Origin of the sequence: Streptomyces sp. NBC_01515 (assembly GCF_045040345.1) — a bacterium.
Lineage (GTDB): Bacteria > Actinomycetota > Actinomycetes > Streptomycetales > Streptomycetaceae > Streptomyces.
The window spans coordinates 5,654,851-5,680,447 of the sequence record NZ_CP109416.1; the positions used below are offsets into that span (position 1 = coordinate 5,654,851).

General features: G+C 72.4%; 26 protein-coding genes. 14 read left to right on the forward strand and 12 right to left on the reverse strand.

Annotated features, from left to right (window positions below; translation table 11 throughout):
• The first annotated feature begins 197 nt into the window (after positions 1 to 197).
• Complete coding sequence (locus tag OG407_RS25255) at positions 198 to 716, forward strand: Pycsar system effector family protein (RefSeq protein ID WP_405861428.1); 519 nt, start codon at positions 198 to 200, stop codon at positions 714 to 716.
• Between the two features lie 10 nt (positions 717 to 726).
• On the opposite strand, the gene OG407_RS25260 is transcribed toward OG407_RS25255, so the two are convergent.
• Positions 727 to 1,425, reverse strand: coding sequence for a Crp/Fnr family transcriptional regulator (locus OG407_RS25260; RefSeq protein WP_403602435.1), 699 nt, complete (start codon positions 1,423 to 1,425; stop codon positions 727 to 729).
• A 270-nt stretch (positions 1,426 to 1,695) separates the two neighbouring features.
• On the opposite strand from OG407_RS25260, the gene OG407_RS25265 reads away from it, so the two are divergent.
• The 5 genes from OG407_RS25265 (at position 1,696) to OG407_RS25285 (ending at position 5,026) form a co-directional block, all read left to right on the forward strand.
• Positions 1,696 to 2,019, forward strand: coding sequence for a hypothetical protein (locus tag OG407_RS25265; RefSeq protein WP_405861430.1), 324 nt, complete (start codon positions 1,696 to 1,698; stop codon positions 2,017 to 2,019).
• 196 nt (positions 2,020 to 2,215) lie between these two features.
• Complete coding sequence (locus tag OG407_RS25270) at positions 2,216 to 3,358, forward strand: lactonase family protein (protein ID WP_405861432.1); 1,143 nt, start codon at positions 2,216 to 2,218, stop codon at positions 3,356 to 3,358.
• Between the two features lie 194 nt (positions 3,359 to 3,552).
• Positions 3,553 to 4,137, forward strand: a complete 585-nt coding sequence (locus OG407_RS25275; RefSeq protein WP_405861434.1) for a sigma-70 family RNA polymerase sigma factor — start codon at positions 3,553 to 3,555, stop codon at positions 4,135 to 4,137.
• Positions 4,134 to 4,277, forward strand: coding sequence for a hypothetical protein (locus tag OG407_RS25280; protein WP_405861436.1), 144 nt, complete (start codon positions 4,134 to 4,136; stop codon positions 4,275 to 4,277). Before OG407_RS25275 ends, OG407_RS25280 begins: the two co-directional genes overlap by 4 nt.
• Positions 4,274 to 5,026, forward strand: a complete 753-nt coding sequence (locus tag OG407_RS25285) for an anti-sigma factor domain-containing protein (protein ID WP_405861438.1) — start codon at positions 4,274 to 4,276, stop codon at positions 5,024 to 5,026. The genes OG407_RS25280 and OG407_RS25285 overlap by 4 nt, the downstream gene beginning before the upstream one ends.
• A gap of 10 nt (positions 5,027 to 5,036) precedes the next feature.
• Here the strand turns inward: OG407_RS25285 and OG407_RS25290 are convergent, their stop codons facing one another.
• Genes OG407_RS25290 through OG407_RS25300 form a run of 3 tightly spaced genes read right to left on the reverse strand, consistent with a single transcriptional unit; the run spans position 5,037 to position 6,648 of the window.
• On the reverse strand, positions 5,037 to 5,396 hold the full coding sequence (locus OG407_RS25290) for a hypothetical protein (RefSeq protein ID WP_328681046.1): 360 nt from the start codon (positions 5,394 to 5,396) through the stop codon (positions 5,037 to 5,039).
• Positions 5,393 to 6,067, reverse strand: a complete 675-nt coding sequence (locus tag OG407_RS25295) for an Asp23/Gls24 family envelope stress response protein (protein ID WP_405861440.1) — start codon at positions 6,065 to 6,067, stop codon at positions 5,393 to 5,395. Before OG407_RS25295 ends, OG407_RS25290 begins: the two co-directional genes overlap by 4 nt.
• Entirely contained in the window at positions 6,064 to 6,648 is a 585-nt protein-coding gene (locus OG407_RS25300) for a sigma-70 family RNA polymerase sigma factor (protein ID WP_328681048.1), read from the reverse strand. The genes OG407_RS25295 and OG407_RS25300 overlap by 4 nt, the downstream gene beginning before the upstream one ends.
• Before the next feature lie 266 nt (positions 6,649 to 6,914).
• On the opposite strand from OG407_RS25300, the gene OG407_RS25305 reads away from it, so the two are divergent.
• From OG407_RS25305 to OG407_RS25335, 7 genes are all read left to right on the forward strand, one after another.
• Positions 6,915 to 8,444: a molybdopterin-dependent oxidoreductase gene (locus OG407_RS25305; RefSeq protein ID WP_405868578.1), complete on the forward strand. Its 1,530-nt coding sequence runs from the start codon at positions 6,915 to 6,917 to the stop codon at positions 8,442 to 8,444.
• Positions 8,445 to 8,517: 73 nt separating this feature from the next.
• On the forward strand, positions 8,518 to 9,168 hold the full coding sequence (locus OG407_RS25310) for a fasciclin domain-containing protein (RefSeq protein ID WP_405861442.1): 651 nt from the start codon (positions 8,518 to 8,520) through the stop codon (positions 9,166 to 9,168).
• Between the two features lie 111 nt (positions 9,169 to 9,279).
• The gene (locus OG407_RS25315) at positions 9,280 to 9,771 is read left to right on the forward strand and encodes an Asp23/Gls24 family envelope stress response protein (RefSeq protein WP_399395376.1); all 492 of its coding nucleotides are present in this window, start codon (positions 9,280 to 9,282) and stop codon (positions 9,769 to 9,771) included.
• Positions 9,772 to 9,833: 62 nt separating this feature from the next.
• On the forward strand, positions 9,834 to 10,019 hold the full coding sequence (locus OG407_RS25320; RefSeq protein ID WP_327402562.1) for a hypothetical protein: 186 nt from the start codon (positions 9,834 to 9,836) through the stop codon (positions 10,017 to 10,019).
• Positions 10,016 to 11,011: a DUF6286 domain-containing Asp23/Gls24 family envelope stress response protein gene (locus OG407_RS25325; protein ID WP_405861445.1), complete on the forward strand. Its 996-nt coding sequence runs from the start codon at positions 10,016 to 10,018 to the stop codon at positions 11,009 to 11,011. The genes OG407_RS25320 and OG407_RS25325 overlap by 4 nt, the downstream gene beginning before the upstream one ends.
• Entirely contained in the window at positions 11,011 to 11,595 is a 585-nt protein-coding gene (locus tag OG407_RS25330) for a hypothetical protein (RefSeq protein WP_405861447.1), read from the forward strand. The genes OG407_RS25325 and OG407_RS25330 overlap by 1 nt, the downstream gene beginning before the upstream one ends.
• Entirely contained in the window at positions 11,585 to 12,484 is a 900-nt protein-coding gene (locus OG407_RS25335; protein ID WP_405861449.1) for a YihY/virulence factor BrkB family protein, read from the forward strand. The genes OG407_RS25330 and OG407_RS25335 overlap by 11 nt, the downstream gene beginning before the upstream one ends.
• On the opposite strand, the gene OG407_RS25340 is transcribed toward OG407_RS25335, so the two are convergent.
• The 7 genes from OG407_RS25340 to OG407_RS25370 all read right to left on the reverse strand — a co-directional run bounded on the left by OG407_RS25340 (position 12,485) and on the right by OG407_RS25370 (position 19,258).
• Positions 12,485 to 12,922 carry a VOC family protein gene (locus OG407_RS25340; protein ID WP_405861451.1) on the reverse strand — a complete coding sequence of 146 codons (438 nt, stop codon included), beginning with the start codon at positions 12,920 to 12,922 and terminating at the stop codon, positions 12,485 to 12,487.
• 27 nt (positions 12,923 to 12,949) lie between these two features.
• The gene (locus OG407_RS25345) at positions 12,950 to 13,618 is read right to left on the reverse strand and encodes an alpha/beta family hydrolase (RefSeq protein WP_405868580.1); all 669 of its coding nucleotides are present in this window, start codon (positions 13,616 to 13,618) and stop codon (positions 12,950 to 12,952) included.
• Between the two features lie 62 nt (positions 13,619 to 13,680).
• Positions 13,681 to 14,487, reverse strand: a complete 807-nt coding sequence (locus OG407_RS25350) for a DUF1295 domain-containing protein (protein ID WP_405861453.1) — start codon at positions 14,485 to 14,487, stop codon at positions 13,681 to 13,683.
• The gene (locus tag OG407_RS25355; RefSeq protein ID WP_405861454.1) at positions 14,484 to 15,827 is read right to left on the reverse strand and encodes a class I SAM-dependent methyltransferase; all 1,344 of its coding nucleotides are present in this window, start codon (positions 15,825 to 15,827) and stop codon (positions 14,484 to 14,486) included. Before OG407_RS25355 ends, OG407_RS25350 begins: the two co-directional genes overlap by 4 nt.
• Positions 15,824 to 16,582, reverse strand: a complete 759-nt coding sequence (locus OG407_RS25360; RefSeq protein ID WP_405861456.1) for a DUF1365 domain-containing protein — start codon at positions 16,580 to 16,582, stop codon at positions 15,824 to 15,826. The genes OG407_RS25355 and OG407_RS25360 overlap by 4 nt, the downstream gene beginning before the upstream one ends.
• Complete coding sequence (locus OG407_RS25365) at positions 16,579 to 17,865, reverse strand: NAD(P)/FAD-dependent oxidoreductase (RefSeq protein ID WP_405868582.1); 1,287 nt, start codon at positions 17,863 to 17,865, stop codon at positions 16,579 to 16,581. Before OG407_RS25365 ends, OG407_RS25360 begins: the two co-directional genes overlap by 4 nt.
• Positions 17,866 to 18,028: 163 nt before the next feature.
• Positions 18,029 to 19,258 carry a serine hydrolase domain-containing protein gene (locus OG407_RS25370; RefSeq protein ID WP_405861458.1) on the reverse strand — a complete coding sequence of 410 codons (1,230 nt, stop codon included), beginning with the start codon at positions 19,256 to 19,258 and terminating at the stop codon, positions 18,029 to 18,031.
• A gap of 643 nt (positions 19,259 to 19,901) precedes the next feature.
• Between OG407_RS25370 and OG407_RS25375 the strand changes: the two genes are divergently transcribed.
• Complete coding sequence (locus OG407_RS25375; protein ID WP_405861460.1) at positions 19,902 to 22,997, forward strand: FG-GAP-like repeat-containing protein; 3,096 nt, start codon at positions 19,902 to 19,904, stop codon at positions 22,995 to 22,997.
• 67 nt (positions 22,998 to 23,064) lie between these two features.
• On the opposite strand, the gene OG407_RS25380 is transcribed toward OG407_RS25375, so the two are convergent.
• Positions 23,065 to 25,596 (reverse strand): FtsX-like permease family protein, encoded by a 2,532-nt coding sequence (locus OG407_RS25380; protein ID WP_405861462.1) that lies wholly within the window; start codon positions 25,594 to 25,596, stop codon positions 23,065 to 23,067.
• Position 25,597 lies beyond the last annotated feature (1 nt).

Below are 25,597 nucleotides of genomic sequence, written 5' to 3' on the forward strand. Positions count from 1 at the left end.
AATGGTGAGACCCCGTCGAAATACGGGATGCGGAAGGGTGCGGAAACATACTGCGGGCGACGGAAGTTACGGGCTGGTACTTGTACGGCGAGGGCGATTACCGGTCATACGGGATCCCGCACAAATGCGGGGTTCCGTGACCCGGCCCGGCGCTTACTGGTGTCCCGGCCGGACCGCCAACCGCAGGAGGAACGCGTATGCCGTCCAACGGAGCCGAACCCGAGACCCGACCCGAGCAGTACATGTTCAGCGCTCTGCACTCCACGCACCAGCACGCCGACACCAAGGCCGGGATCCTGGCCGCCGCACAGGCCGCGATGGTCGGTACCGCGGGGTCCTGGAGCGGCCGGGCCCTGCACACCGCGCAGGGGGGCGGTATACGAGGCGTAGTGGCCGGAAGTCTGCTCATTCTGTTCGTGTGCGGGCTGCTCGGCGGAGCCGTGTTCCTGGCCGCGACCCTGCACCCGCGGGTGATGCGTCCCCATGGCGTCAACCGCTACAGCTTCGTCCATCTCGCGGCCGGGCCCGACATCCTGCCGCCGGCAGGCCACAGCGACGAAGAGGAGCGGCTGCGCCAGGAGTTGTCGTACACGATCCGCTTTCTCGCCCGCGTGGCCGTACGCAAGTATCTGTGTCTGACCGCGGCGGTGCTGTGCACGACGACGATGGGCGTCAGCGCCGGACTGTTGGTGGTGGCCCGCCCGTTGCTGACCTGACGGCTCGGCATCACTCCTGCGGCAGGTCCGCCAGGTACTTGAGCCGGTCCAGATCCCGGATCGTCGTCGAGCGGTATCCCGTCTCCAGCAGTCCGTTCATGCGCAGTTCCCTGAGGCCCTTGTGGACCGTCGTCTCGGCGGCGCCGGTGAGAGCGGCGAGTTCCGGCTGGGACAGCCGGCACCCGACGACCACGCCACCGTCCGTCGGACGGCCGTAGGCGGTGGCGAGTTCCACCAGGAGCCGGGCCAGACGGACCTTGACCGGATAGCCGCGGAAGTCCAGGCGACGACGGTTGGCCCAGCGGAGCCGGTCGGCGATGATCCTGGTGAGGGCCACCGACACCTCGGGCCGCCGCATCAACAGCTCGTGCAGCAGGCCGGGTTGCAGGATGCGCGTCGCCATCGGACCGCAGGCCGTCACGGTGGCCGAGCGCGGCGCCGAACCGTCCACGGCCGCCATCTCGCCGACGGTGTCACCGCCGACGCGGACGGCGAGCAGCGAGGTCTCGCCGTTCTCCACCCGTGCCGTCACCTTGGCGAAGCCGGAGAGCAGCAACACGGCGTGCCGGTCGGTGGCCCCCTCGCTCAGCAGCACGTCACCGGCCTCGAACTGCTTCTGCACCCCCAGTTCGAGCAGTTCCTGCCGCGCCTGCGGCGACAGCACCCCCAACAGACTGCGCGCGGGCCATTCCGCGGAGCTGTACGGCATGAGCGGTCCCCCTGAGCGTCGGCGAGCACCCGGAAATCCTGCCCGTTCGCACCCGCCCTCGCGGCCGATCCCCATAATCGACCCCACCGGCACAGTGTCCTCCTCGTGTCCTCCTCCGCGTTCCGCACGATCCCGTGGCCCCGGTTCGGCGAGCTGAGCGTTGACGTGGGTCTTTACGGTGCCGGCGGCCTCTTCTCCACCCTTGGATAGAGGCCCCCCTCCTCCGCTGCGTCGACGATTCGTCGTCGGCCCGACGGAATGCTTACGGACATGGACCTGGACATGGACATCGCTTCGCTCACCGTCGTGCTCAGTGTGATCGTCGTCGTCTCGGCCTCGGTCCTCATCGCCTTCAATGAACCGCCGCTGTGGGTCTACGTGTTGAGCTGCGCGGGGTCGTTCCCGCTGAGCGGTGTCCTGCTGCGGCAGGCCGCCTTCGCGTCCGTCATCGAGGACGGTTCGGCCGCCGCGTGGGGGCTGCGGCTGACCGTCGCCTCCACCGTCGCCGTCGTGCTGAGCTTCCTCTTCGGCAAGGACAGCCGCGCGGGTGCCGGGAGCGCCACCCGGCGGGCACGGCGGTTCGGCGTCCGCTGATCTCCATGGCCTTCCGCTGATCCCCTGATCTCCCTGATCTCCATGGCCTTCTTACGAACCTGGGACGTCGACCCGGAGTGCGGCTTATGGCCGTTTCATCCCCCCGCTTTCGGTCTAGCGTTGCGAATCGTCCGGCGACGAGCGTGAGAACCCCGCCGGCCCCCATTCCCCTTCTCCACAAGAGGAGTACGCACCCATGACCCTCGCCACCCGCACCGTCGCCACAGGCGCCGCCCTCGCCGCGGCCGCCCTCTTCGCCGCGCCCGCCGCCGTTGCCGCCGACGCACACCACAGCCCCGACTCCCTTGCTCAACACGGCGGCAGCGCAACCGTGTTCGTGCAGAGCGACAACACCGCCGCGAACACCGTCGTGGCCTACGCCCGTGCCGCCGACGGCACCCTCGCCCAGAGGGGCGTCTACTCCACCGGCGGCAAGGGCGGCATGCTGGCCGGTACCGTCGCGGACCACCTGGCCTCACAGGGGTCGCTCGCCTACGACCGGCACCACCAGCTGCTCTACGCCGTGAACGCGGGCAGCGACACCGTGACCGTGTTCGCCGTGCGCGGCACGCACCTGCGGCGGGTGCAGGAGATCTCCAGCGGCGGGAGTTTCCCGGTCAGTGTCACGTTCCACGGGAACCGGGTCTACGTCGCCAACACGCTCGGCGGCGGTTCCGTACAGGGCTTCGTGCGGACCGGCGAACGGCTGGTGAGGGTTCCGTCCTGGCACCGCGACCTCGGGCTGGACAAGGCGACTCCGGCCGTCGGGCAGATCTCCTTCACGCCGGACGGTTCGAAGCTCGTCGTCACCACCAAGGCCTCGGGGCAGAGCATCGACGTCTTCCCGGTCGGCGGCGCGCACGGCGGTCCGTCCGCGCGTCCGGTGGTGACCTCGACCCCCGGCGCCGTGCCGTTCGGGTTCGCCTTCGACTCCGCCGGGCGGATCCGGGTGACGGAGGCCGGAACGAACTCGGTGGGCACCTTCACGGTCGGGCGGGACGGCAGACTGACCGCGAAGGGGACCGTTCCGACGGGCCAGACCGCCACCTGCTGGGCGGTGACCGCCGGCGACAACCTCTACGTCTCGAACGCGGCCAGCGGCACCCTCTCCGGCTACCGGGTCGGCCCCGGCAGCGGGCTCACCGCACTCGGCAACACGGCCACCCACCCCGGCACGGTGGACGCGGCGGCCTCCTCGGACGGCCGGTACCTGTACGTCCAGACCGGCGCCCAGGGCACGGTGGACGAGTTCCGGGTCGGCCCGAAGGGGGCACTCACCGCGATCGGCTCGGTCGTCGTACCCGGCGCCGTCGGCGGCGAGGGCATCGCCGCGGGCTGACCGACACCCGCACCCTCATCGACACCGGCACCGGCACCGACTACGGCAGGACAGGCACCGGGGCCCGCCCACGCACCGCGGCGGGCCCCGGACCCGTACCCGCTCTCCCCGTCTTTTCGTTGGCACCGCATCCAATCCAAGGTCCCGGCAGGAACGGATTACGCCCGGACATGTCCCGACCGCGGAGGCCCTCGGTGAAAGAAGCAGTACATATCGGCAGAAACCCGGCCGCAGGGCCCGACCTGGAGGAACTGGTCGGCCGGGTGGCCCTCGGGGACGAGGACGCCTTCGGGGGTGTCTACGACGCCGTGGCGGGGCCGGTGCTGGGTGTCGTGCGGGCGGTACTGCGCAACCAGGCGCAGTCGGAGGAGGTGACGCAGGAGGTGCTGGTGGAGGTGTGGCGGACGGCTCCCCGTTACCGGCGCGACCGCGGCACCGCCGTCAACTGGATCCTCACCCTCGCGCACCGCCGGGCGGTGGACCGGGTGCGCTCGGTGGACGCCGCGGTGGCCCGCGACCACAAGGCCGCGCTGCTGGCCCAGCTCCCCGAGTACGACGAGGTGGCCGAGCGCGTCGAGGCCCGGCTGGAGCGCGAACAGGTCCGGCGCTGTCTGCGCACGCTGACCGAACTCCAGCGCCAGTCCGTCACGTTGGCGTACTACCGGGGCCTGACCTACCGCGAGGTGGCGGAAGCGCTGGCGCTGCCGCTGGGCACCGTGAAGACCCGGCTGCGCGACGGCCTCATCCGCCTCCGCGACTGCCTGGGGGTGACCGCGTGACGACCACCGCCCCCCGCCGGCCGACCAGCCCGAACGCCGCACACACCTTGCGCGACCGCACGACCATCACCGACCCCCACCACCAGACCGGCCCGAACACCGCACCCACGCTGACCGACCACCCGGGGGTGACCGCGTGACCACCGTCGATCTGCACCGGCTGACGGGTGCCTACGCCCTGGACGCGCTGCCGGACGAGGAGAGCACGGCGTTCGAACGGCACCTCGCGGGCTGTGAACCCTGCGCGGAGGAGACCGCCGAGCTGAGCGCGACCGCCGCCCGCCTGGGCCTCGCCGTCGCCGTGACACCCCCGACCGCGCTGCGCGAGCAGGTGCTGCGCCGCATCACCGCCGTCCGCCAGGAGACCCCCGGCAGGCACCCGCGGAACCGCACCGCGCCGGCCGGCCCGCGGACCCGTACGCTCTCCCGCTGGGCGCTCGCCGCCTGTCTCGCGGCGGCCACGGCGCTCGGCGGTACGGCGGTCTGGCAGCACCAGCGGGCCGAGGACGCCCGCGACCGGGCGCGTCAGGCCGTGCAGGCGTCGGACGAGATCGCCGCCGTGCTGGCCGCACCGGACGCCAGGACCCGGGCCGCCGGACTGGCCGGGGGCGCCACCGGGACCGTCGTCGTCTCGCACGGTCGGGACCGGGCCGTGTTCGTCGTCTCCGGGATGGCCCGGCCGCCGGGCGGCAAGGTCTACGAGCTGTGGTTCGACGACGCCGGGACCATGCGGTCGGCCGGTCTGATGAACCCCGCCCGCACCGACCAGGCCGTCCTGCTGCGAGGCACCGTCGACGACTCGTCCGGCATGGGCATCACCGTCGAACCGGCCGGCGGCTCCCCGCACCCCACCTCCGCCCCGCTCGCCCTGCTGACCTTCCCGACCTGATCCGGGCCGGTCAGACGAGGCCCGTGACCGTCACGGTGACCCGGGGTGCGGACCGTGCCGGTGCCAGGGTGTCCAGGTGCCGTTCGACGGTGTCCCGGACACCGCGGGCCACGTCCACGGTCCTGGCCCGGCGCAGCGCGACGACGTGGATCTCGACCCGCCAGGGACCGTCACCGTCGGGCGGAGTCATCCGCACCCCGGCGGGCGCCGCCCCGGGCCGCGGCACCATCGACCGCAGCCGGTCGGTCAGCCCCGGCCGGAGAAAGGCGACCCCGGAGACGCCCTCGACGGCCGTGGCGACCTCCGCGGCCAGCGTCGCGTGCGCGGGCCGGCCGTACGGCGCGGAGTCCTCGAAGTGCTGCGCGGTCATGCCGAACCGCCTTCCTGATCGTCATCGTCGGCGTCGTCATCGTCGGCGTCGTCGGACATCGGGGTGGACACGAGGTCCGTCACACGGATGTCAACTGCCGTGACCTCCATGCCCAGTTCACGGTCCGCCGCCTCCCACACGCGTTCGCGGACCCGGGCGGCGAGCTCGGGCAGCGGGGCGTCGGCCGGGGCGTGGATGTCGAGGCGGACCTCGACCGTGCCGTCGGCACCGTCGCCGCCGTCCCCGCCGTCCCCGCCGTCACGGAGGCGGCAGGAACCGGCCCGGACGCCCGGTACCGACTCGGCCGCCGCTCGCAGCGCGCGGGCCGCGACCGCCTCCATGATCCAGAGGTCCTCGGCGGGTTCACCGAGAGAAAGGGGGCGGCCCGGGCGCAGTTCGAGGCGCACGACGTCCATGATCCGCCGGGTCAGCGGCTCGGTGTCGTAGGCGGAGGCGGTGGTGTCCGTCTCCGCCTGCAGGCCGCGCACCACGGACTCCAGGTCGTCGAGTCCGCGCACGGCCTGGCGGCAGTGCGGGCAGGTACGGAGGTGCGGGTCGTCCGTGTCTCGCTCCCAGTCGTCCCAGGTCCGCGACAACAGCCGTCCACAGGGCAGGAGTTCGTCGTCGGCCTGGGCGGGCGTGGTGTTCGGCTGGTCGGTGCGGTCGGTCATCGCCAGGCCCCCAGTGCTTGGGTCAGAGATCGGCGGGCGCGGAACACCCGGGCGCGGACGGCCTCCTGGCTGATGCCGACCGCGTCCGCGATGAACTCGTAGGAACGGCCGTCCAGTTCGCGCAGCACCCAGCACGCGCGCTGTTCGGCCGAGAGGAGGTCGAGGGCGGCGCGCAGTTCGCGGACCGCGTCGCGGCCCTCGGCGATCCGGGCCGGGGAGGAGGTGTGTTCGGCGGCGGCCACGTCACCGGCCGCCTCCAGCGAGGCCACCGGTCGGCGCGAACGCAGCACGTTCAGGCAGCGGTTGGTGACGATGCGGTACATCCAGGTGCCGAAGGCGGAGCGCCCCTGGAACTCCGGGAGCCGTCGCCAGGCGCTGAGGAACGCGTCCTGTACGGCGTCCTCGGCCTCCGCGCCGGTACCGAGCAGGCTCGTGGCGAGCCGGATCAGCGCGGGGGCGTGCCGGTGCACGAGCACGGCGAAGGCGTCCTCGTCCCCCTCCGCGGCCCGGACCGCCAGTAGGGCGTCATCGGTCTCGGCCCGGGTGTCCGGTGGTGCGTCGGGTGTGCGGGGCCCCGCCACTGGGCGGCTCCTCTCGTCCGGTCTGTCTGCGGGTTGGACACGGCCGCGCGGCGTCTGTGACGCACGTGCGCCCGCTCCTTCTCCTTGCGCTTCTCCTTGCTTCTCTTTCCGGAGCCGAAGGGGCCGCGGATGGGTCGTCAAGGGAAATTCATCCGATCGGGCGGGCGACCAATCCTCACCCCATTCGGTGCCGGATTCCCCCCGTGACCGAGAACGAGAAGAAACCCGCCACAGCACTGCTGCTGCCGCTCGCCGCGCTCAGCGGCATGCTGGCGGGTCTCGCCGCGCTCGCGGTCGCCGAGGCCGTGGCGGGCGGGGTGCGTCCGCAGGCCGGGCCGGTCGTCGCGGTCGGGGGCGCGGCGATCGACCGTACGCCCGCCGCCGTGAAGGACTGGGCGATCCGCCATTTCGGCACGAACGACAAACTCTTTCTCCAGCTGGGAATTCTCGCGGTACTCGCGCTTTTCGCACTGGCCCTGGGAATTGTCGCGCTGCGATTCCGGCGTACGGGGGCGGCCGGTGTGCTGCTGTTCGGAGTCGTCGGCGCCCTCGCGGCGACCGGCCGCCCGGATTCCACCGGGATCGCGGACGCGCTGCCCTCCGTGGCCGGCGCCGTCGTCGGGGCCGTGGTGCTGTACGTCCTGGTCGGCCGGCTCCGGCCCCGGGGACCGGCCGACCAGGACGCCGTGGCGCCGCCCGGTGCGGGATGGGACCGGCGCGGGTTCGTGATCGCGGCGGGTGCCGCCGCCGTCGGGTCCGCCGGTGCCGGGCTGCTCGGCCGTTCGCTGAGCGGTGCCGGCGGCCGGGACGCGGTCGCCTCCCGCCGGAACCTGGTCCTGCCGGTACCGGCCTCCCGGGCCCGGGCCGTACCGAAGGGCGCCGGTCTCCGGATCCCCGGCGTCAGCCCCTTCGTCACCCCCAACGGCGACTTCTACCGCGTCGACACCGCCCTCGTGGTGCCGAAGGTCGACGCCACGACCTGGCGGCTGCGCGTCCACGGGCAGGGCGTACGACGCCCGGTCACCCTCACGTTCGACGACCTGCTGCGGCGCGAACTGGTCGAGCGCGACATCACGCTCACCTGTGTGTCGAACGAGGTCGGCGGCCCCTACGTCGGCAACGCGCGCTGGATCGGCGTACAACTGGCCGATCTGCTGGCCGAGTTGGGGGTCAAGCCACCGTCGGCGGGCGGCCCGGCGGACCAGTTGGTGGCGCGTTCCGTGGACGGCATGACGATCGGCAGCCCGGTCGAGGACGTGATGGACGGCCGCGACGCCCTCCTCGCCCTCGGCATGAACGGCGAACCGCTGCCCTTCGCCCACGGCTTCCCCGTCCGCATGGTCGTGCCCGGCCTGTACGGCTTCGTCTCGGCCTGCAAATGGATCAAGGACATCGAGCTGACGACGTTCGACGCCTACGACCCCTACTGGGTCAAGCGGGGCTGGGCCCGCCGGGCGCCGATCAAGACCGAGTCGCGGATCGACACCCCGAAGCCGTTCGCCCGGCCGAAAACGGGGACGGTGATGGTGGCCGGGGTCGCCTGGGCCCAGCACCGCGGCATCGACAAGGTCGAGGTCCGCGTCGACGACGGCCCCTGGCAGGAGGCCCGGCTGGCCGCCGAGGACACCCGCGACACCTGGCGCCAGTGGTCCTTCCCCTGGCGGGCGACCAAGGGCGGCCACACCCTCACCGTCCGCGCCACCGACCGCACGGGCGCGGTGCAGACCGACCGACGGACCAAGACCATCCCCGACGGCGCGAGCGGATGGCACTCCGTGGTCGTGACCGTCGACTGACCTCACCGACCACCCACCCTTTCCACCCCCCGTACCGGCGCCCGTCGCCGTACCGATCACAAGGAGTACCCGCATGAACACCCGTATCCGCCGTACCGCCGTCGTCCTCGCCGCCTCCGCCGTACTGCCGCTGGCCCTCAGCGCCTGCTCCGACAGCGGCAGCGACTCCGCGAAGTCCGACGCCTCCACCAAGGCGTCCGCCACCGCCACCGACAACAGCATGAGCGGCTCCGACGCCACCACAGCCGACCAGCCCTTCGGCACCGGCTGCGCGGCCGTCCCGAAGAGCGGCTCCGGTTCCTTCGACGGCATGGCGCAGGACCCGGTCGCCACCGCCGCCTCCAACAACCCGGCCCTGTCCACCCTGGTCGCCGCGGTGAAGAAGGCCGGGCTCGTCGACACCCTCAACAACGCCCAGAACATCACCGTGTTCGCGCCCACCAACGACGCCTTCGCCAAGATCCCGAAGGCCACCCTGGACAAGGTCCTCGCCGACAAGGCCCAGCTGACGAAGATCCTCACCTACCACGTGGTCGGGCAGAAGCTCACGCCCACGAACCTGGAGAAGGGCTCCTTCGACACCCTGGAGAAGTCGAAGCTCACCACCGCCGGCTCGGGTGAGTCGTACACCGTCAACGACTCCGCGAAGGTGGTCTGCGGCAACGTCAAAACGGCCAACGCCAACGTCTACATCATCGACACCGTGCTGATGCCCACCAGCTGACGGTCGGCTGACGCCTCGAAGGATTTCCCGTGCCCGCCGCGTCACAGACGCGGCGGGCACGGGTCTGAAGAAGTGAGAGCACATCGGCCACGAGGCAGAAAGAGGTATGCCATGACCACGCAGACCGCACCGGTCGCCACCCAGGTCCGGCCCACCAAGGACCCGGCCACCACCGCCGTCTCCGGCGGAGCCACCGGCGCCGACCAGCCCGCCGCCGACCGCGGTCGTACGTCGATCGCCGATGTCGTCGTCGTGAAGGTGGCGGGCATCGCCGCCCGGGAGATCCCCGGCGTCCACGACATGGGCGGCGGCCTCTCGCGGAGCATCGGCGCCGTGCGCGACCGCGTACCCGGTGGCCGGCCCAACGTGGGGCGCGGGGTGAAGGTCGAGGTGGGCGAGCGGCAGACGGCGATCGATCTGGACCTGGTCGTCGAGTACGGGGTGTCCGTGATGGACGTCGCCCAGGACGTGCGGGAGAACGTGATCTCCGCCGTGGAGCGCATCACCGGCCTTGAGGTCGTCGAGGTGAACGTCACCGTCAACGACGTCCATCTGCCCGACGACGACGAGCCCGCGCACACCGGCGAGGCCCGGGTGGAGTAGGGCGGCCGGTCGAGGGCACGGGCAGGAGTGGTGGATCGGGTGACAGGTGGAGGTGGACGGGCATGAGCACACCGTTCGTGGGGATGATCGCGGGCATGGCCCTGGCGTTCGCCGGCTGGTTCGGCGGCTTCGGCGCCTTCCTGCTCGTGGCCGCGCTCGGCGGCCTGGGCTGGGCGGTGGGCCGGTGGTTCGACCGCGGCGGCACCGTCCAGGACGTACGGGACGCGTTCGACCGGAGCCGTCGATGACCACCGCCCCGGCCGAGGCCGTACCGGCAGCCGTACCCGCAGCCATCCCCGCACCCGCACCCGCCGCGCAACGGGGCACCACCACCGTCTCGGAGCGGGCGGTGCGCCGGATCGCCGAGCGGGCGACCGCCGAGGCGCTGCCCGGCCGTACGGCCAGGGCGGCGGCGACCGTACGGGGCGGAAGGGCGGAGGTGTCCCTCGGGGTGACGCTCCCCTATCCGGCCCCGCTGGCCGACGGCGCACGGGACGTCCAGCGCCATGTGCTGGAACGTACGCGGGAGTTGACGGGCCTGGACGTGGCGAACGCGCGCGTCGGCGTCACCTCGCTCGCACCGCCGAGGTACTCCCGCGCTCCGGTGTTCCCGGCCGAGGAGACCAACTCCCCCAGCACACCCAGGCGTTGGTGGTCCGCGCGCCGGACCCCGGTCGCCCTGCTCACCTCGGTGGCCGCCCTGGCCTGCGGTGCGCTCGCCCTGGATCTGATCCAGGTGCACACCGCGCACCGGGCGGCGGCGGCCTGGCGCGTCTCGGCGGTGCACTGGCTGTCCGGGCACGGGCCCGGCGACCCGGCCGTCGTGATCGGGGGCGGTCTCACGGCCCTGCTCGGCGTCTGGATGATCGTGCTCGCCCTCACCCCGGGGCTGCGTCACCGGTCCACCGTCCGTACGGCGGCCGGGCGCGTCGACGCCGCCGTGGACCGCTCGGCGATCGGGTCCCTGGTCCGCGACACGGTGGGCGACGTGCCCGGCATCACGGCGGTACGGGTCCGGGTGCGCCGCGGGCGGATCACCGTACGGGCGCGACTCGCCTTCGGCGACCGGGCCGAGGCGCACACCGCGGTCACGGCAGCCGCCCGCGCCGCCGTATCCTCCTGTCGGCTGCGCCGCGCACCCCGGGTACGCGTCACCGTCGCCCCGGAACCGGTGTGGCAACCGCCCACGACACCCTCCGTACCCACAACCACCCCTGCGGCCGAGGAAGTTGACCAGTGATGCGCACCGACCGCACGGCCGTCAACCGAACCGCTCTCGGCGCGGGCGGACTTGTACTCCTCCTCGCCGGTTCCCTGCTCGCCGCCACGGACCGGACCGTCGCGCACCGGTTGCCGTCCTGGTGGCCCAACTCCCGTACGAATACCGTGCTGTTGGACCCGGGCCGGCTGGCGCAGCTGCGGAGCGAGGGCTGGTGGACGCCCACGGTCATGGCCGCGTCGATCGGGCTGACCGTGCTGTTCGCGTACTGGGCTCTCGGGCAGCTGCGTTCGGGGTCGGGGCGGCGGATGGCGCTGCCTTCCCCCGGCTGCACGGTACGTCCGCAGGCGCTGGCCGAGGCGGTGACGGCACGGGCGACGGCCGTCCCCGGTGTCGCCCGCACGCATGCCCGGGTGCTGCCCCGACGCGGGCGCCGCCTGGAGGTGGACCTGCGAGTATGGCTGGACCCGGACACCTCCCCGGACGCCGTACTGCCCGCCCTGCGCGCGGTGACGGCTGAGGCCGAGGACGCGGCGGCCCCGTACACGACCCGCACCCGGCTCCGGCTGAGCGCCGCCAAGCACCGGGCGCCCCATGTCCGCTGAGTCCGCCGAGTCCGCCGAGTCGTACGTCGGCCGGGTCCGCCGGATCGTCGGGGTCAGGCCGCCGGCGGCCTGGTGGCCCGCGCTGCGCCGCACACCCGTGTCCTTGTGGAACGACGACATCTCGGACTACGCGGCGGCGCTGACGTACTACGCGATCCTCGCGGTGCTGCCCGCCATGCTGGCCACGGTCATCGCGTTCGGCATGATCAGCCCGGACACGGCCGAGGAGTTCGTCACCCACGTCACGGCGTACGCCCCCGCCGACTCCGGTACGGAACTGCACGCGGCCCTGACCCACGTCCTGCGCACCGACCGCACGGCATGGCCCCTGCTGGTGGCGGGCAGCGTCAGCGCGCTGTGGTCGTCCACGAGCTACCTCGCGGTGTTCCGCCGCGCCCTGCACCGCATGCACGGCACCCATGACCGGCGTTCGCCCTGGCGCAAGGCCCCGCGCATCGTGCTGACCGCTCTCGCACTTCTCGGCCTGCTCCTCGTCGGTTCGCTCACGCTGCTGCTGACCGGCCCGCTCGCGGAGGCCGTCGGCCGGATGGCGGGCGTGGACGAGACCGCGGCCTGGGCCTGGGACCTGCTGCGCTGGCCCGTCCTGCTGTGCCTGGTCGCACTCCTCGTCGTGGTCGTCTTCCACACCGGCCCGGCGGGGGCGCGTAGACGCGGGCACAGCTTGCCCGGGGGCGTACTGGCCGCCGCGTTGTGGCTGATCGTCTCCGCCGGCTTCTCGACGTACGCCACGACACTCGGCGCCTACAGCAGGCTCTACGGCTCGCTCTCCGGCAGCGTCGTCTTCCTCATCTGGCTGTGGCTGTCCAACCTCGCGCTGCTCAGCGGGGCGCAGTTCGCGGCGGAGCTGGCGAAGACCCGCGAGGCGTGACTAGCCCCAGGTCCGGGAGCACAGGACGAGGCGGTAGCCGTCCGGGTCGGCGACCGTGACTCCGTGCTCGTCCCAGTACGGGTTGTGCGCCGGGACCCGGGTGCCGCCGGTGGCCACCAGACGCTCGACCAGGGCGCCTTCCACGGGCGTGCCCAGGTAGACCACGAAGAGGTCGTCCTCGGTCGGGGCCGGTTCCAGCGGATGCTCGGGGTCGTGGGTCAGCTCGAAGTGCCAGGACGCGCCGGGCGGGCCGACCATCACGAGATCGTGCTCACCCCGGACGCGCTCGGTGGTCCGCCACAGGACGTCGAGCCCGAGCCCGTCCACGTAGAAGCGTTCCGCCGCGGCGAGGTCCCGCGAGGGGCGGGCGACACGGATGTGCGTCGTGGAGTCGATCACGCCGGGCCCGCCCGAGCCGGGCAGCATTGCCTCAGTCATGGACATGATCCTATGGTTCGACACCGCTCACAGCACCGGAATCTCCCCCACCCCATAACCCCCCGCAGGCAGGGGGTCCGGGACAGTCCCCGGGTCGAGCAGACGGGCGACCAGCGCGGCCGTCGTGTGATGCCAGAGGCCGTGGCGGCGGAGCATCCCGTGGTCGCCGTCGGCGATGAACGCCAGGCCCGCCCGCGTCGCCCCCGCCTCCCGCGCCCGGCGCACGCAGTCCGCCGTCTCCGTGGGCGAGGTGACGTGGTCGCGTGCGCCGTGCAGGGCGACGACGTGACGCCCCGCCGTCTGCTCGACGGGTTCCCCCCGCGGCCACCACGGGGCGAGGGCGACCACGCCCGTCACCAGCGGGTGACCGGCGGCGCGCAGGGCGGCCCGGCCGCCCATGGAGTGGCCGAGCAGCACGGTCGGTACGGGGCCGGTGAGTCCGGCCAGGGCGTCCAGTGCGCGCAGGGTGTCCTGGGCCGCGTCCGCGCGGTCGCCGTTCCAGCCGCGGACGCGGTAACGGACCTGGGCCACCAGGACGTCCTGGTACGGGAGCACGGAGATCACCGCGCGTACGACCGGGCCCATGCGCAGCGCGGCCAACTGCCAGGGCCGGGCGGGCCGTTCGCTCGTCTCCTGGCCGCCGTGCAGGACGAGGACGGCGGCCCGGGGGTGCGCCGGACGCCGTCGCACCTTCAACGGAGCGTGCCGATCGGCGTGTTGGGTGGTGTCGTGCTGTGGCTCGATGAGGTGCTCCTTGCTCACTCCGGCCTCGGCGGACGCGGGAGGAAACCGCTGGTGCGGGCACGGTACTCGGCATACCCCGGCCGGTCGGCCATGTGCCGTTCCAGCAGCCGTTTTCCGCTGCCCCGGGTCAGCAACAGGCTCATCACCAGCGGCGATACGACGGACACGGCGGCCGCCGCCGGGGAGTCGCAGGTGAGCAGGAACAGGCCCCACCACACGCAGAAGTCGCCGAAGTAGTTCGGGTGCCGGGTCCAGGACCACAGCCCCCGGTCCATGATCCGGCCCCGGTTCGCGGAGTCGGCGCGGAAACGGGCCAGTTGGGCGTCACCGACCGCCTCGAACCCGATGCCGACCGCCCAAAGCGCCGTACCGGCGGCGTAGTTGAGCACCGAAGGCCGGCCGGGCACGTACTGCGCGGCCTGCACGGGCAGGGACACCAGCCAGACCAGCCCGCCCTGGAGGAGGTAGACCATGCGCAGGGCGTACGCGTTCCGGCTGCCGGGCGCCTTGGCCAACATCCGCTCGTAGCGCGGGTCTTCGCCGTGCCCCCGGCCCCGGCGGGCGATGTGGACCGCCAGCCGCAGCCCCCAGACCGCCGTCAGCGCCGTCACCAGCAGTCGTCGTACGGGATCGCCCGCACCGGCGGAGGCGGCGAAGGTCACGACGGCCACCGCCGTGAAGCCGAGGCCCCAGGCGATGTCGACGATCCGGTGCAGGCCCACACGCACCGCGACCGCGAAGGTGGCGAGCATGACCGCGAGGGCCGCGGCGGCGGACCAGGCGAGGTTGAGCGCGAACGCGCTCCAGGGGAAGCCGTTCACGGCGTGGCCACGCCCTCGGCGGAGTTCGGCTTGGTGAACAGGTACTGCTGAACGTCGAGGTAGCCGGAGCGGAAACCGGCCTCGGAGTAGGCGAGGTAGAAGGTCCACAGCCTGTGGAAGACCTCGTCGAAACCGAGCGCCGCCGCCTCCCCGGCCCGCTCGCTGAACCGTTCGCGCCACAGGCGCAGGGTCTCGGCGTAGTGCGCGCCGAAGGCGTCGCGGCGGGCGAGGCGCAGGCCGGTGTGGTCGCGGGCGGTCTCCTCGATCGCCTCGGTGGAGGGGATGAGGCCGCCGGGGAAGACGTACTTGTGGATCCAGGTGAAGGTGTCGCGGGAGGCGAGCATCCGGTCGTGCGGCATGGTGATGGCCTGGAGCGCCAACCGGCCGCCGGGCGCGAGCCGTTGGTCGATGGCGCGGAAGTACACCGGCCAGAACTCGGCGCCGACCGCCTCGATCATCTCCACGCTGACGACGGCGTCGTACGTCCCGGCCGCCTCGCGGTAGTCGCACAGTTCGATGGAGACGCGCTCGCCGAGACCGGCGGCGCGCACCCGCTCGACGGCCAGGTCCCGTTGTTCGCGGGAGAGGGTGAGCGAGGTGACACGGGCGCCCCGGGCGGCGGCCCGCAGGGCGAGTTCGCCCCAGCCGGTGCCGATCTCCAGGAGCCGGGTGCCCTCGCCCACGTCGGCGAGGTCCAACAGCCGGTCGATCTTGCGGTGTTGGGCCGCCGCGAGGAGGTCGTGGCTCGCGGGGAAGCCCCGGAAGACGGCCGAGGAGTAGGTGAGGGTGTCGTCGAGGAAGAGGGCGAAGAGGTCGTTGGACAGGTCGTAGTGACGGCTGATGTTGGCGCGGGAGCCGTCGGGTGTGTTGCGCTCGGCGTGCGGGTGGCGCGGCGCCCACAGCGCGCGCAGCCGTTGCAGCGGGTCCGGGATCAACTCGGCCGCGTGTCCGGCCAGTACGGTCAGGGCGGCCACTAGATCGGGGGCGTCCCACTCACCGGCCATGTACGACTCGCCGAACCCGACCAGGCCGTGGGTGCCGATGCGGGCGTGGAACGCGGCCGGGTCGCGGACGTCGATCAGCGGGCCGCCCTTGCCGAGGTCCGGGGACCCCGCGAACCGTGCCCGCAGCGGCAGTTGGGCGAGGGCCCGTCGGACGAGGGCCGCGGTGAGCGCCGTACGGAGGCGGGAGGCGGGCGGTACGGCGGCGATGTCGGGCCAGTGCGCGGGGTCGACGGAGGTCGGACCCACGGGCCCGGTACGCCGGTCGACCCTGCTCTCGGCGCCGGCCTCGGCATCGGGCGCGCCGGTGGTGGTGATCCGGCGTTCTGCTGTCGTCATGTCGCTTTCTCCGGAGTGCGGGGTTCGGGGCGGCGGGGCTGCACCGGCAGTCCCCGCAGGTAGAGCCGTATGCCGTGGAAGCGGATCGCGGCCGACACGGCGAGGGTGGACCAGGGGTGGCGCAGCGCCAGCCGCAGCAGCCGCGCGGTGCTCGCCTCGCGCCGGGTTCCGCTCACCGTCGCGGTGAAGGCACGGCCGCCCTCGCGGTCCAGGTGGACGGTCAGGGCGAGTTGGGCGCCGGGCGCCGGCAGTCGCATGCGGTAGCCGCCGTCGACGGGGAAGAACGGTGAGACGTAGAGCTTCTTCTCGGCGCGGGCGGTGTCGGAGGCGTCCGGGTGCAGCAGATAGCAGTGCCGACCGCCGTAGGTGTTGTGCACCTCGGCGACGACACAGCGCGGCTGCGCGTCGGGGCCGTAACACCAGTACAGGGTCAGGGGGTTGAAGACGTAGCCGAACACCCGGGCGTGGGCCAGCATCACCACCCGGCCGCCGTCCAGGTACACGCCGTGCTCGGCGAGGAAGGCGTCGAGGCCGGCCCGGATGGAGAGCCGGTCGCCGTCGGTGAAGTGGTCGCGCGGGTCGAAGCGGGCCAAGGGGCGGAGCAGGCGCGGGAGTTGGGGCGGGTGGTCGGGGTCGATGAGCCACATGTAGGTGCGGTGCCGCAGCGCGTAGCGGCTCGGGGTGGTGCGGACGTGCGCGATGGTGCAGGAGTACAGCGCCGGTACGGCACTCACCCGCTCGGGTACGGCGTTCACCAGCGCACCCCCAGCGCCGCCGCGGCCTCGACACCCGAACGGCAGCCGTCCTCGTGGAAACCCCAGCCGTGGTAGGCGCCCGCGAACACGCAGACGTCACCGGCGAGTTCGGGCAGCCGCTGCTGCGCGGCCACCGACTCGGGGGTGTAGACGGGGTGTTCGTAGACCATGCGGGCCAGCACCCGTGTGGGGTCGACGCGGTGCTGGCCGCCGAGGGTGACCACGAACGTCTCGGTGGCGTCGAGGCGTTGGAGCCGGTTCATGTCGTAACTGACCTGCACCTGGCCGGAGTCGGCCGTGCAGGACGGCATCAGGTGGTTCCAGGAGGCGCGGGCACCCGGGGCGCGCGGCAGCAGCCGGGTGTCGGTGTGCAGGAGCGTGGTGTTGCGGGAGTACGGGAACGCGCCCAGCAACTCCCGTTCCAGGCCGGTCGGTTCGGCGAGCAGCCGGAGCGCCTGGTCCGGGTGGACGGCGATCACGACGGCGTCGTAGGACTCGGTGCTGCCGTCCTCGGCGGTGACGTCCGCGCGGTCGGCATGACGTCGTACGGACCGCACGGGGGTGGACGTGCGGACGTCGCCGATGTGCTTGGCGATCCGGTCGACGTAGGTGCCCGAACCGCCGGTGACCGTGCGCCACACCGGTGATCCGCTCACCGACAGCATGCCGTGGTGTGCCAGGAAGCGGAACAGATAGGCGGCCGGGTAGCGCTGAGCGGTGACGGCGTCGCAGGACCACACCGCCGACACCATCGGCGTGACGAAGTGGGCGCGGAAATAGGCGGAGTAGCCCTCCCGGTCGAGGAACTCCCCCAGGGTGAGGGCCTCTTCACCGCCCCGGGCCAGCAACCGGCGGGCCGCGCGGTGGAAGAGGGGCACCTCGGCGAGCAGCCGCAGATAACGGGGGCGCAGCAGGTTGCGGGGCTGGGCGAAGAGCCCGGCCGGGCCGCGCGCACCGGCGTACTCCAGCCCGCACCCCTCACAGCGCACGGACATGCTCATCTCCGACTCCTGCGTGGGGACGCCGAGTTCGTCGAAGAGCCGCAGCAGGCGTGGGTAGGTGCGCCGGTTGTGCACGATGAACCCGGAGTCGACGCGGTGCACCCGCCCGTCGTGCGCCGACGTCAGCTCATGGGTGTGCGCGTGCCCGCCGAGCCGGTCGTCGGCCTCGTACAGGGTGACGTGACCGGCCCCGCCCAGGATGTACGCGGCGGTCAGCCCCGCCACCCCGGAACCGATCACGGCGGTCCGGCGCCCGTCCCGCGCTGTCCGCTCCATCGCCATCTCCGTCACGTGTCCTCCCGCCGATCAGGGGTTCACGGGTAATCCGGATCAGGTCGGGCGGCGGATTGGCCGAAGGGCGAAACAGGTGGTGGGGCGACCCGGCCCGACACGAAACCCCCAGGTCGGCGACCTGGAGGTGTGGTGTCGGGCGGGCGGGACGGCTCTAGCGCGTGGGGGTCGAGCCGTCGTAGACGTGGCCGGGTGTGGCGATCTGGGTGATCGCGCGGGCGAGCAGGGTGGACGGCTCCTGGCCCCCGGTGGTGATGTCGGTGTTGATCAGCACGACCAGGGTCGCCTTGAGGGCGGGGAGGTAGACGGTCACGGACTCGTAGCCCGGGATGGAGCCGTTGTGCCCGATCCAGCCGCCGGTCTCGAAGATGCCGAGGCCGTAGTCGAGGCCGGGGAATTCGGTCGGCAGCACCTTCAGCCGCTGCTTCTGGGTCTCGGGGCTGAGCAGTTCCCCGGTGGCGACGGTCTTCGCCCAGCTGCGCAGGTCGTGCATGGTCGAGATCATCGCGCCGGCCGACCAGCCCCAACTCGGGTTCCAGTCCGTGGAGTCGGCGACCGCGCCGGTCAGGGTCTGGTTGGTGTAGCCGTGCGCGTGCGGCTCGGGGAACTCACGGACGTTCGGGCCGTCGGGGAACAGCGTCTGGTCCAGGTGGGCCGGGCGCAGCACCCGCCGGTCGATGACGTCGGCGATGTGGTGACCGGTGACCTTCTCGATCACCAGGCCGAGCAGGACCAGGTTGCTGTTGTTGTAGACGAACACCTTGCCCGGCGCGGCGGTGTTGCGGTGCTTGTAGCCGTACGCGAGCAGCTCACGCGGGGTGAACGTGCGGGTCGGGTCGCTCAGCAGGTCGTGCGCGAAGCCGGCGTCGGCGCTGTACGGGAACAGCCCGCTGCGCATCTCGGCCAGGTGGCGCAGGGTGATGTGGCGGCCGTTCGGCACGCCGTGGACGTAGCGCGCGACCGGGTCGTCCAGCCCGATCCGCCGCTCGTCGACGAGCTGGAGCAGCGCGGTGACCGTGAAGGTCTTGGTCTCACTGCCGATCCGCGAGAAGAAGTCGGTGCTCATCGGCTGCCGCGTGACCTTGTCGGCGACACCGGTCGCCCGCACGTAGCACCCCTTCCCCGGCATCCACAGCCCTACGGCGACACCGGGGATGGCGGCCTGCTTGCGGACGTCCGCGACGGCCTTGTCCAGGCGGGCGGTCAGGTCGCGGCCGAGGCCGTGCGACGGGCAGTCGTCGTGGTTGTGCCGATCGACACTCGCGAGGCGGACCGCGGTGGCGGCGGGAGTTGCGGCGGTGGCGGAAGCCGCCATCGTCGGGGTCAGGACGGACGCCACCAGCAGCACAGCTGCGAACAGGCGTCGGGACGGAGTGCGTCGCATGTGGGGGCGCTTCTTCCGGTTCGGGGCTGAGGGGTGCAACGCCACCATCCGGAGTCCGGCGGGAGGCCGTCCTGCGGTACGCGTCCCTGCGAGTCCACTCGATCGGACCGGTGTTCGGCCGCAACACCCGACCGACGCGACAGGCGTTCGACGACGGGCCCGCCGCGCGGTCAGGACACCGGGCCACGGCCTGAGGGCGTCTATCGCCGCATGGGCCCTGCTGCTCGCCGTCACCTCGACCGTCACGGCCGTGTTGAGCTTCTTCGTCGGCGGGGACGGCCGCGCGGGCGCCGATGACGACCACACCACTGACGAGCCCGCGGCCTCTCGTCCGACGGCCTGAACCTCGTACCCGCTTGGTCATGCCCATGCTGTTAGGCTCGCTGCCCTTACGCGCATGGGGGAGCCGTCGGGGGGCCGGGGGAAAATGCCAGGGCGTTGCCGTACGTCCGCCATGCCTTCTTCATTGCCTTCTGGAGGAATCGTGGCTCGACTCGGCCGACGTCGGCACAGACAGAGACCCTCTTTCGGGGCGGGTCAGGCGCGCCTCGTCCCGCCACCGGCGCGTGTCGCGGCCGTCCTGGCGGCGGCACTGACGCTCAGCCTTCCTCTTGCAGCCCTGCCGTCCCCGGCCTTCGCCACCGTGGCCGGAGAAGTCGTGGTGGACGCCGCGCCCCGTGCCGTTCCCAGGGCCACACAGATCCTCGACGCGGGGACCAGCGGCTTCCTCTGGGCCCAGGAGGGCGACGACCGGCTCCTGTGGACGGACTACGTCTCCGGCACCACGACCGCACTGGAGCAACGGCTTGACGCCCCGGTCCAGTACGACATCGACAGCGGCTACTTCACCCACTCCGCCTCCTTCAAGACCGGTTACTACGGGGACGGTTCGGACACCGTCGCTCTCTACTCGGCGGCGGACGGCCGGGTCACCCTCCTCAAGGGCGCGGGCACCTCGGGCGGCACCGGCGTGGTGCCGTTTCCCGAGGGCGCCACCTACCAGGGCACCTTCGGTGACACGGTCCTCACCAGCACCGACGCCGCCGACGGCAACCCGAACGCCTATCAGTTGTGGCGCGTCCAGGACGGGGGCCAGGCCGCTCAAACCGCCGTCACCGGGCTGCCCGACAGCGCCGCCAACATCCAGGTCGAGGACGGCGACGCGCGATCCGTCATCCTCCGCTACGACACCGGCGCCGACGGGGACGGCTACAGCCACTGGGGCCTCGTCGACCTCTCCACCGGCGTCCTCAGCGCGCTGCCAGACCGCGTCGACGCCAACAACGGCTGGGAGGTGAGCGGCTTCCGGCTGGGCGCCGACTCGGTGGTGCGGGTGCGGAGCGGGCGCAGCAAGGCCGACGTGTACGACCGTGCCGACCTGTCCGCCGCACCGCGCACGTTCGACACCAGCTCCCTCAGCTACCAGGCCACGTATGGGATCGTCGGCGACAAGCTGCTCGGCGTGGAACCAGTGTCGCCCGGCGACAACCTGTACCGGGGCCAGCCTCTGTGGGCCCTGAGCTCCGACGGCACGGACACGTCCATGGCCAAGGTCATGGACCCGGCCGCCCACCAGATCGTCCAGGCTCCGGACGGTTCCGTCCTCGTGGCGGGGGCCGACACGTACGTCGAGCGGGGCGACCTCGACTGGGGCGTGTACCGGATCGCCAAGGGCGCCGACGGCTCGGTCACCCGCAGCCGTGTGACCGCCGTGGAGCCGATGCCCGCGACGGTGAACGGACTCGCGCTCGGCAGCGGCGTCCTCACCACGGCCGGCAACAGCACGCTGTACGAGCCGTCCACGGTCGAGGGCGCGTATCGCAGCACCTGGCTCGCCACCGGCACCACCCCCGGCGTGGTCACGTCGAGTGTGGACGCCCTGGTCAACGGCCGGGACGGCAATGAGCTGCTGGCAGACGGCACCGGCCGGCACGGCCGCGTGGACTCCACCGAGTCCGGCCTGACCATGCTGTACGCCAACGGCGCCACCGGCTGGGGCCCCACCCTCGACACCGGCGACGACTCCCCGCAGCTGAAGGGTCTCTCCGGGCGGTACGCGATCGTCGACGGGGCGTCCTCCGGTCAGCAGTACGTCGCCGAGTTCCCCGTGGACGGGACGGCGCCGAAGGTGCTCCAGAAGCGCGACCGGGTCGCCGCCGCTGTGTGGGGCGACACCCTGTGGAGCGGGACGGCCACCGGGAGCACGATCACGGCCACCGGGCTCCCGTCCGGCAGCGCCGGGGAATCCTTCACCACCCGCAACGGCTGCACCCCGGCCGACCTCCAGGCCGTGGGCCGCTGGGTGTACTGGACCTGCGAGGACTTCGGGGGCGTCTCTCGGGGCGCGGGAGTCTACGACCGTACGACGAAGCAGACGGCGACCGCTCCCCAGGGCGGGGTCCTGCTCGGCGACGGCTACCTGGTCCAGCATCTCGCCGGCACCGGGTCGACCAGCGGGCTGACGCTCTTCGACCTGCACGGCGGACTGCCGTCGAGCGGCGCCTACACCGATCTGCCGAGCCACAAGGTGGCCGACTGGACCGAGATCGGCAAGGACAAGGGCCGGATCGGCACCGACTGGACCGTGGACCGCTTCGGCGGCGGCGTCGCGTACACCGACACCGAGCAGCGCGTCCATGTCGTGCCGGCCGGCTTCCCGGCGCCCGCGCTGACCGCGATCGACTCCACGGTCACCGCCAACACCGCGAGCTGGTCCGGTACTTGGTGGCTGTCGAAGCCCGCCGCCGCATGGCAGGTGGCGGTCCGCGACACGGCCGGAACCACCGTGCGCACCTTGTCCGGCGCCGACGCCCGCGGGCTGCTGAAGGCCGCCTGGGACGGCAAGGACTCCGCAGGCCGCCTCGTCCCCAACGGCACCTACACCTGGATGCTCACCGCCCGGCCCGCCGACGGCAAGGGCACCGCCCTCACCCGTTCCGGCAGCCTCACGGTGACGGCGGGAACGGCGGCACCGCGCGACTACGCGGGCAACGACGGCGTCGGTGACCTCGTCACCCTCAGCTCCTCCGGCACCCTCACCGTCCAACGCGGCACCGGCAAGGGCACGTTGGGCAGCAAGGTGTCCGGTAACGGCTGGCCGACGAGCGCGAAGTCCGTGCCGTACGGCGATCTCGACGGCGACCGGTGCAACGACATCCTGGTCCGGCTGAGCAGCGGCGCGCTGCGCGCCTACCACCCCGCCTGCGGCAAGGCGCCGACGCCGACGACCCGGTACACCTCGCTCGGCACTTCCGGCTGGAACCAGTACGACGTGCTGACCTCGACCGGTGACACGACCAAGGACGGCCGGCCGGACCTGATCGCGCGCAACACGGCGACCGGGACCGTCTACCTGTACAAGGGCACCAGTACCGGGAAGTTGTCGGCGCGCGTGAAGCTGTACGCGGACTGGAAGACGTACAAGAAGGTCATCGGCGCCGGCGACCTCAACGGTGACGGCATCGGCGACCTGCTCGTCCAGGACAAGGCGAACAACCTGTACCGCTACAACGGCACCGGCAAGGGGACGTTCGGGGCGCGGGTGAAGGTGTTCTCCGCCTGGGGCGGGTCGTACAACGCGGTCGTCGGGGTGGGCGACATCACCGGGGACGGGAAGGCCGATCTGGTCTCGCGCGACACCGGTGGCAACGTGTGGCGCAACAGTGGCAACGGCAAAGGGTCGTTCGGCGGCCGTACGAAGATCGCTTCGGGCTGGCAGGGGTACAAGTCCGTCGCGTGAGCCTTCTCGTTCCCTCGCGAAGGCCCGGGTCGTCGACCCGGGCCTTCCGCTGTCTCCTGTATCCGGCTCAGTACGCGCGGATCGCATCCGCCGGCGAAGTCCGCAACGCCTGCCGCGTAGGCAGTTCGATGGTCAGGAAAGCCGTCACCGTGACCGTCAGCGCAAGCCCCGGCAGCAGCCAGACCGGCCCCGCCGGCCAGGGGTGGCCGAGGAAGCCCTGGCCCAACAGCGCCAGCGGGATCGCGGAGAGCAGGAGTGCCGTGGTGAGCGCGGTGGCCGCCGTCATCGCGGCCTCGCGGCGCATCATCGCGCGGATCTGGCGCGGGGTCGTGCCGTTGAGCCGGAGGGCACCCAGCTCCACCCGGCGCTGGGCCGTGGCCGCGACCAGCTTGTTGGCGATGCTGAGCAGCAGGTACACGAGGAGCACGACGATCGTCGCGAGGTTGATCCACACCTCGGGCGGGGCGTCCTCAAGTCCGCCCGTGGAAGGGGAGTTGGCGGGTCCGAGGGTCAGTCCGGGGCGGGCGGCGGCGAGGGCCGTGAGGTTCTGCCGGGCCTTCGACGAGCCGTCCGTACGGATCAGGAGGGACTGGTCGAGCGCAGTGGTCGTGTGCCCGGCGGCCAGGTCGTGGGACAGCACCACCGTGCCGAAGCCGAGCCCCCGCCCGTACACGGCGACGACCTTCGCGTCGACGCGCGTACCGTCCCCGAGCACCAGATCCACCGTGCGCCCCACCCCCGCGGAACGCGTACGCGCCACATCACCGCTGACGGCGACGGTCGCGCCGGTGAGCCGGCTCAGGCTGCCGTCCCGTACGTCGAGGTCGAGGACGCCCGCCGCGTCCGGCGTGAGGATCGTCGCGGCACCCGAGTCGACCGCCGGGTCCCCGAACTCCTTGTACTCCCACACCACGGTGGTCGTCCCGACGGGAGCGGCGGCCTTCACCCCGGCCGTCTTCCTTACGGCGGCGAGCGTGCCGTCGGGCAGACCGCCCAACCCCGCTGCGCCGAGGCGCAGTTGGGCCAGGGTTCCGGAACTGGTGTCCTGCGCGGTCGCGGCCAGCACGGTCGTCTGGGTGAAGGTGTACGTCAGCACGAACACGACCGCCATGGCCAGCGTGGAGACGATCCCCGCGTTGCGCAGGGCATAGGCGCGCAGGTTGGCCATCGCCAGCCAGGTCGGCGCGGAAGCCCCTGACCTCGTCATGCGCGCCGCCGCACCGCCGATGCCGCGCACCAGCGCCGGTCCCGCCATGGCCAGCCCGATCGCCCCGATGATGCCGGCGAGCGAGGTGGCCGTAGCGCCGATGACCGTGCGGGAGAAGAGCGGCAGGGCCGACATCACCGTCGCTACGACGATGACGGCCACGCCGATACGGGTCCGGGCCCGCGACGGATCGCGCGGCTCGCTCCGCGACTCGGCGACCGCCTCGGTGGCCGGCATCCGCGAGGTCCGCCACGCCGAGCAACGGGCCGACACCTGGACGGCGAGAAGCATCAGCACGATCGCCGCGAGCGCGGGCAACGGGCTGAAGGTCAGGGGGAGTTGGGACGGGATGACGCCCCGGTCCGCGAGCAGCCCGCGGAACTGTCCGGCCAGCAGGTACCCGAGCCCCACCCCGGGCGCCACGGCGACAGCGGCCACGACGGTGGACTGTGCGGCGGCCAACCGCCGAATCTGCTTCGGAGTCGCTCCGACGGCCCGCATCAACGCCAGGTCCCGCCGCTGCCCACCGATCGCCACGGCCAGCGCACTCGCCATCACGAACCCGGTGATCAGCAGCACGATCCCCGACAGCGACCCCGCGAGCAGCACGAGCAGCGAGCGCGAAGCCCCGGCGCCGGGTGCGGCCGTGTCCCCCCGCTCGGCCCCGGTGACGGTCAGGAGCCCGGTGCCCTTCAGCTTCGTACGGACTTCGGCGGCGACCCGCTCCTCGGCACCGGGTGCGGTACGGAGGCCGACCAGGTCGACACGGCCGGAGCGACCAGCCAGTCCTACGGCCGTCTTATCGGCGAAGTAGACGGCGACGTCAGGCGTGTTGACGACCGCCGATACCCGATAGGCGCTCGCGGGACGGGAGTTGACGACGACCTGGACGCGGTCGCCCGGCTTGATACCGGCCGCTGCGGCGGTGGCGCTGTCCACCGCGACCTCGCCGGAGGCGGTCGGCGCGCTGCCGGTGACCCGCGCCCCCGCCAGCAGCTTCGTCGAGGACCAACCGTGCCCCGACACCTGAGGATCTCCGGACGACGACGCCACGACCCGACCGTGCGCGTCGACGAGAGCGGCCGGGAAGCCGATGTCGCCGACGGAGGTGGTCACACCCGGCAACTTGCCCAGCTCACCGACGAGTTGGGCCGTGATCCTACGGCGTTCCGGGAGCGCGAGCGGGAGATCTCCGGACGGGTGGAACTCCTGGTCGGCCGCGACCACGACGGACGCTCCGGCGAGGCGCCCGGCGGGCAGGTGGGAACGGAGGCCGGACTCGGCCAGGACGCCGGTGGCGGTGACCAGCGCCGCGCCGCCGAGGACCGCGCAGGCCACGGCGATCAGCGCGGTGACGCGGTGGCCGACCATCTGTATCGCGAGACGGAACATG